Genomic DNA, 12,466 nt, shown 5'->3' with positions numbered 1-12,466 from the left:
CCCGCCTTGCATAATGATCGTGTTTCAAGGCCTTAGCGTGGAAACGTTCAAGCCTTGGCCTGCGGGTCGGAGTAAGCGTTTCCGCGTCGTGCGTGACGCAGGATTGAATGCTGGCCAGGGACGGAATTGAACCGCCGACACGGGGGTGAGGCGGCGCGTGGTGACGGCGCAGCCGTCAGCGCCGTCGAACGCCCGCGCGCCGCGCGCGGGCCGGGAATCCCCGCCCCGAAGGTGCAGCGGCGGTTGCAATGATCGATGAAATTGGTGGCCAGGGACGGAATTGAACCGCCGACACGGGGATTTTCAGTCCCCTGCTCTACCAACTGAGCTACCTGGCCATCGGGGGGAACGCGGAGGTTGATCCAGCAACCGGATGATCGCGCCGCGGACGTTCCGCGGCACGCGTATTAGACCCGCCTGACGGGTATCGCGTCAAGCCGGACGACGGCTTACGATTGCGCGAGGCCGTGGTATTCTGCGCCAAACTCCTTGTTGAAGCGCCTGTTTTCATGAAGCCTGGACATCGCGATAGGCATTGCGGCGACAGCGGCCGGTGGGGAGGCGTGCTGCTGGCGGCCGCGTTGTGCGCGGCCTGCGGCGGGCCGCCGGAAGACGCCGCCCCGGCCGCCGGGGCGGGTATGGTGTTCATCCCGGGCGGACCGTTCATCATGGGCAGCGACAAGACCGACGAGGAGGGGCTGCAGGAGCGCTACGGCTTCACCGTGCCGCTGTTCGTGAACGAGCATCCGCGGCGCCGCACGGAGCTTCCCGGCTTCTATCTCGACGCGACCGAGGTCAGCAACGCCGACTACAAGGCCTTCGTGCTGCAGACCGGCCGCGCGGAGCCGGCGGAGTGGGTCCAGGGCGCCTACAACGTCGCCGACCGCAAGCTCGAGACCGCCCACGTGGACAACCTGCGCTGGATCGCGCGCGATTATTTCAAGCTCGAGGTCGACACCTCCGCACTGGACAGGGAGGAGCTGCTGGCCTTGCTGCTCGGCATCCAGCGCGGGCGCGACCGCCTGCCGGTGACGGCGGTGAGCTGGTTCGATGCCGACGCCTACTGCCGCTGGCGCGGCAAACGCCTGCCGGGCGAGGCCGAATGGGAGAAGGCTGCGCGCGGACCGGAGGGCCGTGAGTATCCCTGGGGCGACGACTGGCGGCATGGTGTGGCCAACTCGGGCGACCAGGGCGAGGGCGACGAGATTCTCGCCGCCGTCGGTTCCTATCCGCAGGACGTCTCGCTGTATGGCGTATACGACCTCGGCGGCAATGTCTCGGAGTGGGTGGGGGACTGGTACCGGCCCTATCCGGGTTCAGACGCGCAGGATGCGGACTTCGGCGAGAAACACCGCGTGGTGCGCGGGGGCGGGGCGGGCCTCGGGCATTACGCCCTGAGCGTCTTCTTCCGCAGCGCGCGCCGCGCACATGCGGAGCCCGGCATGGTCAGCACCGACGTGGGGTTCCGCTGCGCGATGGACGGCGGCGAACGGTGAGCGACTGGCGGGCGGACCCGCAGCCAGGGGTTGCGAAGTAACAGCGATGGCGGCCCGGCCCGCCGCCCGGGATCCGCGGCTACTTCGCGCCTTTCCCGGGATCCACGAACGCCTCCGGCAGCTCGGAGCCTTCGCCGAAGAAGAACTTCTCCATCTCCTTTTCGAGGAACTGGCGCGCGCGCGGCTCGATCGGGGAGAGGCGGTTTTCGTTGATGAGGATGGTCTGGTGCTTGAGCCACATCTGCCACGCCTCCTTGGAGACGTTGTCGAAGATGCGTTTCCCGAGTGCGCCCGGGTAGACCAGGTAGCCCAGGCCTTCCGCCTCCTTGTCCAGCTTCACGCAGTGCACCATGCGGGTCATCAAGGTTCTCCTGTTTCCTGCGCGAGCGCGGTGAGCAGGCGCCGGATCGGCGCCGCGAGGCCACGCGCATGCGAGCGGCCATTGTACCAGACGTATCCCGCCCCCTCCATGACGGCCGCGTCCTGGCGCAGCACGCGCGCCTGCAGCGGACGGATCGTCAGGTTGAAATGGCTGAAGGCGTGCCGCAGGCCGGGAAGCTCGGTCAGCGCATCGATGCGGCAGCGCAAGGCATCGGCGCACCAGCGCCGGATGTCCGCGTCGCCGCGCGCCTCCGGCGGCGCCTCGGGCAGGCTCCACAGGCCGCCCCAGATGCCGGCGGGCGGGCGGCGTTCGAGCAGGACCTCGCCGGCGGCGTTCCTCAGCACGAGCATCGTGCTCTCGCGTTCGGGCTTTTGCAGCCGCGGCCGCGCAGCAGGGTAGTCCCTCGTCCGTCCCGTCTGCCGCGCCCGGCATCCCGCCGCGAGCGGGCAGCGCGCGCAGTCCGGCGCGCCGCGCGTGCACAGCGTGGCGCCGAGGTCCATGATCGCCTGGGTGTAGGCGCCGACGCGGTCCCGCGGCGTGTGGGCCTCGGCCCGCTCCCACAGGCGTTTTTCCACCGCGGGTTGCCCCGGCCAGCCTTCGATGGCGTGATAACGCGCAAGCACGCGCTTGACGTTGCCGTCGAGGATCGGGTGGCGCTGCCCGCGCGCGAGCGCGAGGATCGCGCCGGCGGTGGAACGCCCGATGCCGGGCAACGCCTGCATCCGTTCCATGTCGGCGGGGAACTCGCCGCCATGCTCGATGCAGACGATGCCCGCGGCGCGGTGCAGGTTGCGCGCGCGCGCGTAGTAGCCGAGACCCGACCACAGGTGCAGCACCTCGTCCAGGGTGGCCGCGGCGAGCGCGCCGACGCCGGCGAAGCGCTGCATGAAGCGTTGATAGTAGGGGATCACGGTCGCAACCTGGGTCTGCTGCAGCATGATCTCGGAAACCCAAACCCGGTAGGGTGTGGTGTCACGCTGCCAGGGCAGGTCCTTGCGCCCGTGCGCATCGAACCATGTCAGCAGCGCGGCGCTGAAATCCTCCGCGCCGTCCCGGCGTTTACCCCGGGCCGCGACGGCGCTCATTGGAACATTCCCTTCAGTTTGTCCTTGAGCTTGTCCTCGACGTCTTTCTTGAGTTCCTGTTTTTTCTGCTCCAGCTTTTCCTGCGCCTTGCCCTTGCTGGCGTCCACCGCCTGCTTGACGGCGGCCTTCGCCTTCTGTTTCAGGACATCGCTGATGACCGCGCTGTCGAGTCCGATGGACGGGCCGGCGAAGGCGCCGCTGATCCTGATGGGGATCTCGATGCCCTTGACGTCGCCGAGCTGCTCGCCGCCCTGGCCGATCTCGGTGTCGACCAGCCGGACACGCAGGCGGTAATCGATCTCCTGTTTGATCAGGTCGGCCTGGCCGCTGCCGCCGATGCGCAGGTAGGGCGAGCTCGCGCTCAGGTCGTCGTTGCGCGCGATGCCGCCGCCGACGCGCACTGAGGCGCCGAGTTCGCTGAAATCGGTCTGGTTGGCGGCCGCGGGCGGCGCCGGGCGTCCCTCCAGCTTTGCCTTCGCCTCGCGGATCATCTGCGCGGTGTTGAAGCCTTTCACGGCGCCGTCGCGCAGCTTGAAGCGGGCCGTGCCGTCCAGGCTGCGCAGCAGCGCGTCCTCGGTGTCGCCGCTGGCCGTGGCCTCGAGGGCGAAATCGGCGTTGCCGCTGAAGGTCTCGTTGTCGAGCAGATCTTTCAGCAACGGCCCGGCCTGTATGCCGGTCAACGATTCATTGAGCGCGAAGGCCGGCACGGCGCCGCGCGCGTCGAGGCGGATGTTGCCGGCGTAGCGGCCGCCGTAGAGGTTCGCCTTGAGCGGTGCGAGCGCGATCAGGCCGTCCTTTGCGCGCACCGCGAGGCTCAGATCGGAGAGCGAGAGGCCGCTGATGCGGAGCTGTCCGGCCGCGAGCCTGCCGTCGATGTCGAGTGCGCGCAGCGTGTCGAGCGGAAGCTTGAGTGCGGCCGGCGCCGCGGCGGCCGGCGTCGCCGCGACGGGTTCGTCCTGCGGCGGCGGCAGGTAGCGGTCGAGGTCGATGCGGTCGAGCGCGAGGTCGAAGGCGAGCGCAGGGGCCGCGAAGTCGCGTACCGAGGCCGAGCCCGTCAGCGCGCTGTCGTCGAGCTGGAGCCTGAGCGCCGATATGGCGGCGTGCTCGCCCGCGGCCTCGAAGTCGAACGCGAACGCGGCGCGCGTCAGCGTCGCTGCATCGGCGGTCTCCGGCGCGTCGATGGCCAGGGCCTTCAATAAATCGCGCGGGTTGAAGGTGTCGGCCTCGAGGTGTCCCGCGGCTACGGGCGCGTCCAGCAGCCGGGTCGCGCGCAAGGTGCCGCGCAGGGTAACGCCCTGGGTCGTGAGGACGAAGTCCGGCAGCTCGGCGGTCTGTTTGTCGAGGTCGGCGACGATCCTGCCCTGCAGGGCTAGCGCGAGGCGCCCGCCCGGCAGCTTCGCGTCGTCCACGGCGGTGTTCAGGCGCAACTTGTCGATCCGATAGGCCTGGCCGGCGAGGTCGGCGTCCACATCTCCCGCGAGCCTGAGTTCGATCTTGCCGAGCGGCATGCCCGCCCCCGCGAGCCTGGCGTCGAGGCGCAGATTCGCCGCGCGCAGGCGCTGCTGCGCCAGGTCGGCCTCGAGGCGGGTGGCGAGATCGAGATGGCCGTCGATGGCCGGCTGCTCGCCGTGCAGGTCGAAGGCGAGCTCCAGGTCAACCGGCTTGCCGGCCTCGATGCGATCGCTGGCGAGGCGCAGGCCGGTGACGTCCAGGCGCGTGCCCGCGGAGTCATCGCGCCAGTGCAGGGCGCCGTCGCGCACGTCCAGCCCGCCGATGCTGAGCGCGGCGGGCAGGGCCAGCGCGGCGTCGCCGCCGTTCGAGGGCGGGGGCGGTTCCGTGTCCGCGCGGTCCTGCGTCGCCCCGCGCGCCGCCAGGTCATCCCAGTTGGTGCGGCCGTCGGCGGCCGTTTCGAGCGACAACGCGAATCCGTGCAGCGTCACGGTGTCGACCTCGATGCGACGCTGGAACAGCGGCATCAGCTTCACCTTGATCTCTGCCGCCGCGATGCGGGCGAACGGTTGCGGGCCGAAGCCCGCGGCGTTGGCGAACTCGACCCGGCCGAACTCGACGCCGATCCAGGGGAACAGCGACAGCTTCATGTCGTCCACGATCCTGAGCTCGCGCCCGGTCGCGTCGCGCGCGAGTTCGGCGATCTTGTCCTTATAGTCGTTGGGGTTGAACAGCAGCGGTATCAGGACCAGCGCCGCGAGCAGGAGGGCAGCGAGGATACCGAGGACGATGGCGATGCGTCTGATCATAACGGGGTGCGCGGCGGTGCCGGGTGATTCAGCGGGTCGGAATGCAGACTATCATCAAGTGGCCGCCTGCTCCAGACCGCGCGCGGTTTGCCAGAAAACGCCGGCGCTGTGTATAGTCTGGCCTTGCCAATCATGACCGGCATCAGAGTGTTAGTCAGGCGTCGGGAGACAGGAGCGTGGCCGAGGTTCGTCCGATACTGATCGAGAACGACGCCGGCGTGGCACGTGCCGGCAGCCTGCAGGTGCGCATGTTCAGCAACAGGGAGCGCTGGCTGCGCGCGCTGAAGATGCTCGCACTCATGTGGTTCCTCGCCGTCGTTACGCTGTTCATCCCGATCGCGCATTTCGTGCTGGTGCCGGGGTTCCTGCTGGCCGGCCCGGTGACGGCGGTGATGCGTTACCGGGTGAGCGAGAACGTGGAGTCGGCGACGGGAGAGTGTCCTGTCTGCGGCGAGATCATGACCGTGATGCTGGACCCGGCGGCGCGCCTGCCGCTGTGGACCTACTGTACACCCAGGAACGACCCGATCCGGCTGCGATATCCCTGATCCCGCCGGGGTATGAACATCAATCAACGAGGTAAGTCGCCCGTGCGCGGTATATTCGCCGTTCTGATGCTCCTGATCATGATTATTGCCGGCGCGGCGACGCTGGTGCTCATGCTGTATTTGTTGGGTGTGATCGGCTAGGCTGGTAAACAGGCCCGGCACCGCTGCAAGGGCGGGACAGGGGATTGTACCGGCAACGGGTGGAGGTGCCGTATGAACCATTACTGTGTCATTGTGGCGGATCGTTCCCGGGCGCGGTTCTTCTTCCTCGACAATGACATGGTGCCGGGCATCGAGGCCGGTCCCAACCTCGTCGAGGTGAGCGATCTGGTGAATCCGGAGGCCAACCTCCCCGGGCGCGACACCTGGACGGAGACCAGGAGCGGGCGCAACATGGCGCGCGGCGGCGGTTCGGCCCACGGCTACGACGACCACCGCGACAATCACATGGAGGAGTTCAACCGCCGCTTCGCGAAGCGCATCGCCGACGGGGCCGTGGGTCTGTTGCGGCAATACCGGCCCCGCTGCCTGGTGCTGGCCGCGTCCAGCCATATGCTCGGTCTGCTGCGCGGCACGCTGGCCCTGCCGGCCGGGTCGAAGGTCGAAGTGCGCGAGTCGGGCAAGGACCTGGCCCACATGGCGCCGCTGGAGATTCACCGCCATCTCGCCGGCGCGGGCCTGATCCCGACGCGCGGACGGGTTCCGGCCTAGGGGTTGCAGGGGTGCCGGTCCTGGCCCATGGGCCGGCCGTTCAAAAATGATTCCGCAGGCAGGGAGCGCACATCGCGCATCAGTAAAGACGAATCATCCCGTCATGCAGGGATGGAGCGGGTGATGGGAATCGAACCCACGTCTAAAGCTTGGGAAGCTTTCGTTCTACCATTGAACTACACCCGCCGGGCGCGAGCCGACCATTCTGACGGCCGGGGCCGAGCCCGGTCAAGTGCGTCCCCATCTGTGGTATCTTAAAAGACCTATCGGCAGTGATCGAACACGGGCGTTTCCCATGGAAATCTATGTCAACGGCAAGCCGCGCGAATTCGTCGGCGCGCCGACCATTGCGGAGCTGGTGCAGGACCTCGGCGTCGCCGGACGGCGCATCGCGGTCGAGGTCAACCAGGACATCGTGCCGCGCAGCAGCCACGCCAGCCGGCGCCTGCAGCCGGGCGACCGGGTGGAGATCGTGCATGCCATCGGGGGAGGCTGAATCATGGGTGAACAGGCGTTGCCGGTGGTCGGCATGAACGCGGATGCGGCGCTGGTCATCGCCGGCGTGCCCTACCGTTCGCGCCTGCTGGTCGGCAGCGGCAAGTACCGCGACCTAGAGGAAACCCGCCGCGCGACCGAGGCCAGCGGCGCCGAGATCGTCACCGTCGCGATCCGCCGCACCAACATCGGCCAGTCGCCCGGCGAGCCGAACCTGCTCGACGTGCTGCCGCCGGACAGATACACGATCCTCCCCAACACCGCGATGTGCTACACGGCCGACGACGCCGTGCGCACCTGCCGCCTCGCGCGCGAACTGCTCGACGGCCATGATCTGGTGAAGCTCGAGGTGCTGGCCGACCAGAAGACGCTGTATCCGGATCTGGTCGAGACCTACAAGGCGGCGGAGACGCTGGTCAGGGACGGCTTCAAGGTCATGGTCTACACCAACGACGACCCGATCGCGGCGAAGCGACTGGAGGAGATGGGCTGCGTCGCCGTGATGCCGCTCGCCGCGCCGATCGGCTCCGGGCTCGGCATCCGCAACCCGTACAACATCCTCACCATCGTCGAGAACGCCAAGGTGCCGATCCTGGTCGACGCCGGCGTCGGCACCGCGTCCGATGCGGCGATCGCGATGGAGCTCGGCTGCGATGGCGTGCTGATGAACACCGCCATCGCCGGCGCGCGCGACCCGGTGCTGATGGCCTCGGCGATGAAGAAGGCCATCGAGGCCGGCCGCGAGGCCTTCCGCGCCGGGCGCATCCCGCGCAAGCGCTTCGCCAGCGCCTCCTCGCCGATCGACGGGACGTTTTTTTAAAAAATGGGGACAGATTTAATTTTTCTCCGGTGTCATGGCACAGAACTCTTCCATATCAGAAAAATAAAATCTGTCCCCATTTTTTATGCCGCCATCACTGTTTAAGAAATCAAATCTGGACATCGATTCAGCAGACCGCCCCCACCGCCCCATCCGCAGCTACGTCCGCCGCGAAGGCCGCATGACCGAGGCGCAGCGGCGCGCGATCGAGGACTTCGGTCCGCGCTATCTGCTCGATTTCCAGGAGGCGCCCTGCGATCTCGATGCCGTGTTCGGCCGCGCCGCGCCGCGCACGCTGGAGATCGGCTTCGGCATGGGCGATTCGGTCCTCGACATGGCGCGCCGCCATCCGGAACGCAATCACCTCGGCGTCGAGGTCCACCGCCCCGGCGTCGGCCGCCTGCTGCGCGCGCTCGCCGATGAGGACATCCGCAACGTCCGTATCCTCTGCGCCGACGCGGTGCAGGTGCTGACACACATGATCAGCGACGCTGCTCTCGACGCCGTGTTCCTGTTCTTCCCCGATCCCTGGCACAAGACGCGTCACCACAAGCGCCGCATCGTACAGCCGGAGTTCGTCGAACTGGTCGCGCGCCGGCTCACACCCGGCGGAATCTTCCACCTCGCCACCGACTGGGAGGATTACGCGCAGCACATGCTGGCGGTACTGGAGCAGTCGCCGTCGTTCACGAACGGCGCCGGCGCGGGCAATTACGCGCCGCGGCCGGATGAGCGCGTGCTGACCAAGTTCGAACGCCGCGGCGAGCGGCTGGGGCACGGGGTGTGGGATCTTTTGTTCGTGAGGCGTGAGGTGTGAGGCCTTAGGGGGTAGAGCGAGAGTATCGAATAGTGCTAAGTTTTTCGCCTCACTCCTAACTCCTCACGCCTCACCTGTCCAGAAACGCCAGTATCCCGTCCAGCCCGCTGTGATTCAGCACCACGTCCGCCTCAGCCTGCACAGCCGGCTTGGCTCGGTAGGCGACGCCGAGGCCGGCCAGGCGCAGCATCCTGAGGTCGTTGGCGCCGTCGCCGACGGCGATGGCCTGCGCCGGTTTGATCCGGAGTTCGCCGCACAGGTGCAGCAGGAACTCCGCCTTGGCCTCGGCGCCGACGATGGCGCCGTGTACCTCGCCGGTGATGCGCCCTTCTGATATTTCCAGATTGTTGGCCAGCGTATAGTCCAGATCCAGCCGCGCGCGCAGGCGCTCGGTGAAGAAGGTGAAGCCGCCGGACACCAGCGCGAACTTCGCGCCGCGCGCGTGCAGGCCCGCGACCAGCGCCTCGGCGCCGGGATTCAGGCGCAGGCGTTCGTTATAGACGTGCTCCAGCGCCGATGCGTCGAGACCCTTGAGCAGTCCGATGCGGCGGCGCAGCGAAGTCTCGAAATCGAGCTCGCCGCGCATGGCGGCGGCGGTGATGGCGGCGACCTGCGGTTTGACGCCGATGAAGTCGGCGATCTCGTCCACGCACTCTATATTAATGAGTGTGGAATCCATGTCGCTGATCAGCAGGCGCACCGCGCCGGGCGCGAAGTCCGGCGGCAGCGCGTTGATGTCGATCTTGAACCGTTGGCGCAAACCGGCGAGGGTGTCGGGTGCGGGCGTTGCGGCGGTGCTGATGCGCCAATGGCCGGTACGCTGCTCCGGATCGCCGTGGAGTGTTTCTGCGATTGTCCCGGCGAGGTCCGGGGTCAGGGCCTGGCCCTGCAGGATAATTGTCGTCATGTTGGCAATGCTTGGTTTGGGTCTCGGGCAGAAGGCTGTCGCTGTGCGGCGGCCGCCAAAGTGCGCATCATAACCGCTCCCCGGCGGCGCGGCTATTCGTCGTCGCGGCGCGCGGCCACACCCGCGATGTCGCCGTCGGCATCGATCTCGACATCGAACAGCACCGGGCGGCAGCATACCGCGCAGTCCTCGATGTAGCGCTGGCTCCCGGCGGAGCGATCGATGACGATGGTGAAGGTCTCGCCGCAATAGGGGCAGGCGACATCGCGCGGTTCCAGGTATTCGCTCACCCGTTCGTCACTCGTCCGGCACGAACAGCGTCAGCAGCTCGTTCAGGTAGCGGCGGCCGCGCTCGCTCGGGCGGATCGTATGCAGGTCGCGCCCGATCAGGCCGAGCTGTTCCGCGCGCGCGAGCGGACTCTCGACGATCGCGAGCGGCAGGCCGGCATGCGCCTGGAACAGTGCGACAGGAAAGCCTTCGTTGAGGCGCAGGGCGTTCATCATGAACTCGAGCCCGGTCTGGGCGGGGACGAGCTCCTGCCGGGTATCCACGCGCGCCGCGTCCGCCGCGGCGTCGAGATAGGCGCGCGGGTGTTTCACCTTGGCGCTGCGCCGGATCGTCTGCGTCGGCGCATGGGTGAGCTTGCCGTGGGCGCCGGCGCCGATGCCGATGTAATCGCCGAAATGCCAGTAGTTCAGATTGTGCCGGCAGCGCCGGCCGTCCTGCGCGTAGGCGGAGGTCTCGTACTGCGCGTAGCCCTGCGCGGCGAGCTCGGTCTGACATTGCCGCTGCATCTCCCAGGCGGTGTCGTCGTCGGGCAGAGTCGGCGGCGAGTGATGAAACGCCGTGTTCGGTTCGAGTGTGAGCTGGTAGTGCGAGAGGTGCGTCGGCTGCAGCGCCATCGCCTGCCGCACGTCGGCCAGCGCCTGCGCGGGGGACTGCCCCGGCAGGCCGTACATCAGGTCGAGGTTCCAGTTGTCGAAGCCTGCCGCGGCGATGCCCTCGGCGGCGCCCAGGATCTCCGCCCGGCCGTGGATGCGTCCGATGCGCGCCAGCAGCGTGTCATCGAAACTCTGCGCGCCGAGCGACAGGCGATTCACGCCGGCGGCGCGGAATTCGCGCAGGCGGCCGGCATCGACGGTGCCGGGATTGGCCTCCAGCGTGATCTCGGCGCCGGACAGCAGCGACAGCCGCGCGCGGACGTCGGACAACAGGCGGTCAATGGATGCAGGCGCGAACAGGCTGGGTGTGCCGCCGCCGATGAAGACACTCTCCACGCGACGGCCCCAGATCTCCGGCAGCTCCTGCTCGAGATCTGCCATCAGCGCCGCGAGATAGGCCTGTTCCGGCAGTGCGGCCGCGCTCTCATGTGAGTTGAAGTCGCAATAGGGACATTTGCGCGCGCACCACGGGATGTGTACGTAAAGCGTCAGCGGCGGCGCGGCGTCGAACCGGAACGATGACGGCGCCTCGATCCGCGTCAGAGGGATGCGGGTGACGCTCATCGCCCGGGCGGCGTACCGTGCGCGCGCAGCGCAGCGAGCAGCAGGGCCATGGCCTGGCCGCGGTGGCTCAGGCGGTTCTTGATCTCCGGCGGCAGCTCGGCCGAGGCGCAGTCGTGGGTCGGAACATGGAACACCGGATCGTAGCCGAAGCCGTTGCTGCCGCGCGGCTCGAACAGGATGCGGCCCTCCCAGGTGCCCTGGCAGATCAGCGGGGTCGGGTCCAGCGCATGGCGCAGATAGACGATCAGGCAGCGGAAGCGCGCGCTGCGGCGTTCCGCGGGGACCCCGGCGAGCGCGCGCAGCAGCTTCGCCACGTTGTCGCCGTCGCTCGCGCCTTGTCCGGCGTAGCGGGAGGAATAGATGCCGGGGGCGCCGTTCAGGGCGTCGACCTCGAGACCGGAGTCGTCCGCGAGCGCAGCGTGCCCGGTATGCTGTGCCGCGTTGCGCGCCTTGAGGATCGCGTTCTCGACGAAGCTTAAGCCCGTCTCCTCGGCATCGGGCACTCCGAGCTCGCCCTGGGAGACTACGCTCAGGCCGGTATCGGCGAGCAGGGCGGAGAATTCGCCGAGCTTGCCGCGATTGCTGCTGGCCAGTACGACACGCGACATCGGCTCGTCCCGCTTCGGCGCGCGTTCCCCGCAGACGGGGTTCAGTGCGCGAGCGCCTCCTGCTGCTTGTCGATCAGGCGGCCGATGCCGCGCCGCGCCAGGTCGATCATGGCCAGCATCTCCTCCATGCGGAAGGCGTGCCCCTCGGCGGTGCCCTGGATCTCGACGAAGGCCTCCGCCTCGTTCATCACCACGTTCATGTCGGTCTCGGCCTCGGAATCCTCGGCGTAGTCGAGGTCGAGCACGGGAATGCCGCGGTAGATGCCGACCGACACCGAGGCGATGAAGCCGTGCAGCGGATTGTTCCTGATCAGACCCTGCTTCTTCAGGCGGTCGACGGCCTCCGCCATGGCGACGTAACCGCCTGTGATGGAGGCGGTGCGGGTGCCGCCGTCGGCCTGGATGACGTCGCAGTCGAGGGTGATGGTGCGTTCGCCGAGCGCCTTGAGGTCGACCGCGGCGCGCAGCGAGCGCCCGATCAGGCGCTGGATCTCCAGCGTGCGGCCGCCCTGGCGTCCGCGCGCGGCCTCGCGCTGCATGCGCTGGCCGGTGGAGCGCGGCAGCATGCCGTATTCGGCCGTGATCCAGCCCTGCCCGGTCCCCTTGAGGAAGGGCGGGACCTTGGGGTCGACGCTGGCGGTGCACAGCACGCGCGTGTCGCCGAATTCGACCAGGACGGAGCCCTCGGCGTGTTTGGTGTAGCCGCGGGTCAGCTTGATGGGTCGCAGTTGATCGGGTGCTCGGCCGCTCGGGCGCATGGTGGATCCTTTCTCTTGGGTGTGGGCGGGAAAAAACATATTATACCCGGAAGCATGCGGGCGCGACCCGAGCAG

12 protein-coding genes, 2 tRNA genes and 1 pseudogene are annotated in these 12,466 nt (G+C 68.1%); 5 read left to right on the top strand and 10 right to left on the bottom strand.

Translation table 11 applies throughout. The annotated features are described in order from the left end of the window. Window positions 1–262: 262 nt before the first annotated feature. Window positions 263–338: transfer RNA gene (locus IPK65_12295), tRNA-Phe, on the bottom strand. Between the two features lie 171 nt (window positions 339–509). Between IPK65_12295 and IPK65_12290 the strand changes: the two genes are divergently transcribed. Continuing rightward, window positions 510–1,496, top strand: a complete 987-nt coding sequence (locus IPK65_12290; protein ID MBK8163874.1) for an SUMF1/EgtB/PvdO family nonheme iron enzyme — start codon at window positions 510–512, stop codon at window positions 1,494–1,496. A gap of 79 nt (window positions 1,497–1,575) precedes the next feature. Here the strand turns inward: IPK65_12290 and IPK65_12285 are convergent, their stop codons facing one another. From IPK65_12285 to IPK65_12275, 3 genes are read right to left on the bottom strand one after another with little or no spacing between them, the layout of a single operon-like run. Further along, window positions 1,576–1,857 carry an oxidative damage protection protein gene (locus tag IPK65_12285; protein MBK8163873.1) on the bottom strand — a complete coding sequence of 94 codons (282 nt, stop codon included), beginning with the start codon at window positions 1,855–1,857 and terminating at the stop codon, window positions 1,576–1,578. Beyond that, window positions 1,857–2,963, bottom strand: a complete 1,107-nt coding sequence (gene mutY, locus IPK65_12280) for an A/G-specific adenine glycosylase (protein MBK8163872.1) — start codon at window positions 2,961–2,963, stop codon at window positions 1,857–1,859. Before mutY ends, IPK65_12285 begins: the two co-directional genes overlap by 1 nt. Further along, on the bottom strand, window positions 2,960–5,221 hold the full coding sequence (locus tag IPK65_12275) for an AsmA family protein (GenBank protein ID MBK8163871.1): 2,262 nt from the start codon (window positions 5,219–5,221) through the stop codon (window positions 2,960–2,962). The genes mutY and IPK65_12275 overlap by 4 nt, the downstream gene beginning before the upstream one ends. 176 nt (window positions 5,222–5,397) lie before the next feature. Here IPK65_12275 and IPK65_12270 point away from each other — a divergent pair, with 176 nt between their 5' ends. Both IPK65_12270 and IPK65_12265 read left to right on the top strand, forming a co-directional pair. After that, window positions 5,398–5,769 carry a hypothetical protein gene (locus IPK65_12270; GenBank protein ID MBK8163870.1) on the top strand — a complete coding sequence of 124 codons (372 nt, stop codon included), beginning with the start codon at window positions 5,398–5,400 and terminating at the stop codon, window positions 5,767–5,769. Between the two features lie 213 nt (window positions 5,770–5,982). Beyond that, window positions 5,983–6,480, top strand: coding sequence for a host attachment protein (locus IPK65_12265; GenBank protein MBK8163869.1), 498 nt, complete (start codon window positions 5,983–5,985; stop codon window positions 6,478–6,480). A 112-nt stretch (window positions 6,481–6,592) separates the two neighbouring features. On the opposite strand, the gene IPK65_12260 is transcribed toward IPK65_12265, so the two are convergent. Next, a tRNA-Gly gene (locus IPK65_12260) sits at window positions 6,593–6,666 on the bottom strand. 109 nt (window positions 6,667–6,775) lie between these two features. Here IPK65_12260 and thiS point away from each other — a divergent pair. Then, window positions 6,776–7,795: pseudogene (gene thiS / locus IPK65_12255) on the top strand (sulfur carrier protein ThiS). Between the two features lie 85 nt (window positions 7,796–7,880). Then, entirely contained in the window at window positions 7,881–8,612 is a 732-nt protein-coding gene (trmB, locus tag IPK65_12250) for a tRNA (guanosine(46)-N7)-methyltransferase TrmB (GenBank protein MBK8163868.1), read from the top strand. Window positions 8,613–8,682: 70 nt separating this feature from the next. Here trmB and serB read toward each other — a convergent pair whose 3' ends face one another. From serB to rph, 5 genes are all read right to left on the bottom strand, one after another. Then, window positions 8,683–9,519, bottom strand: coding sequence for a phosphoserine phosphatase SerB (gene serB / locus IPK65_12245; protein ID MBK8163867.1), 837 nt, complete (start codon window positions 9,517–9,519; stop codon window positions 8,683–8,685). A gap of 92 nt (window positions 9,520–9,611) precedes the next feature. Further along, the gene (locus IPK65_12240) at window positions 9,612–9,809 is read right to left on the bottom strand and encodes a CPXCG motif-containing cysteine-rich protein (GenBank protein ID MBK8163866.1); all 198 of its coding nucleotides are present in this window, start codon (window positions 9,807–9,809) and stop codon (window positions 9,612–9,614) included. Between the two features lie 7 nt (window positions 9,810–9,816). Then, the gene (locus IPK65_12235) at window positions 9,817–11,025 is read right to left on the bottom strand and encodes an oxygen-independent coproporphyrinogen III oxidase-like protein (GenBank protein ID MBK8163865.1); all 1,209 of its coding nucleotides are present in this window, start codon (window positions 11,023–11,025) and stop codon (window positions 9,817–9,819) included. Further along, the gene (gene rdgB / locus IPK65_12230) at window positions 11,022–11,633 is read right to left on the bottom strand and encodes an RdgB/HAM1 family non-canonical purine NTP pyrophosphatase (protein MBK8163864.1); all 612 of its coding nucleotides are present in this window, start codon (window positions 11,631–11,633) and stop codon (window positions 11,022–11,024) included. Before rdgB ends, IPK65_12235 begins: the two co-directional genes overlap by 4 nt. Before the next feature lie 41 nt (window positions 11,634–11,674). Then, window positions 11,675–12,391 (bottom strand): ribonuclease PH, encoded by a 717-nt coding sequence (gene rph / locus IPK65_12225; protein MBK8163863.1) that lies wholly within the window; start codon window positions 12,389–12,391, stop codon window positions 11,675–11,677. Between the last annotated feature and the right edge of the window lie 75 nt (window positions 12,392–12,466).

The sequence above is a fragment of the Gammaproteobacteria bacterium genome (assembly GCA_016712635.1).
Taxonomy (GTDB): Bacteria; Pseudomonadota; Gammaproteobacteria; order SZUA-140; family SZUA-140; genus JADJWH01.
Note: the sequence above shows the minus strand (reverse complement) of the source record. Positions and strands in the feature narration are given on the sequence as shown.

Excerpts from the sequence above, each read along its gene's own strand:
- IPK65_12235 (MBK8163865.1), bottom strand. The coding sequence starts at position 11,025 with ATGAGCGTCACCCGCATCCCTCTGACGCGGATCGAGGCGCCGTCATCG.
- trmB (MBK8163868.1), top strand. The coding sequence starts at position 7,881 with ATGCCGCCATCACTGTTTAAGAAATCAAATCTGGACATCGATTCAGCA.
- serB (MBK8163867.1), bottom strand. The coding sequence starts at position 9,519 with ATGACGACAATTATCCTGCAGGGCCAGGCCCTGACCCCGGACCTCGCC.
- IPK65_12265 (MBK8163869.1), top strand. The coding sequence starts at position 5,983 with ATGAACCATTACTGTGTCATTGTGGCGGATCGTTCCCGGGCGCGGTTC.
- rdgB (MBK8163864.1), bottom strand. The coding sequence starts at position 11,633 with ATGTCGCGTGTCGTACTGGCCAGCAGCAATCGCGGCAAGCTCGGCGAA.
- rph (MBK8163863.1), bottom strand. The coding sequence starts at position 12,391 with ATGCGCCCGAGCGGCCGAGCACCCGATCAACTGCGACCCATCAAGCTG.
- IPK65_12275 (MBK8163871.1), bottom strand. The coding sequence starts at position 5,221 with ATGATCAGACGCATCGCCATCGTCCTCGGTATCCTCGCTGCCCTCCTG.
- IPK65_12285 (MBK8163873.1), bottom strand. The coding sequence starts at position 1,857 with ATGACCCGCATGGTGCACTGCGTGAAGCTGGACAAGGAGGCGGAAGGC.
- IPK65_12290 (MBK8163874.1), top strand. The coding sequence starts at position 510 with ATGAAGCCTGGACATCGCGATAGGCATTGCGGCGACAGCGGCCGGTGG.
- mutY (MBK8163872.1), bottom strand. The coding sequence starts at position 2,963 with ATGAGCGCCGTCGCGGCCCGGGGTAAACGCCGGGACGGCGCGGAGGAT.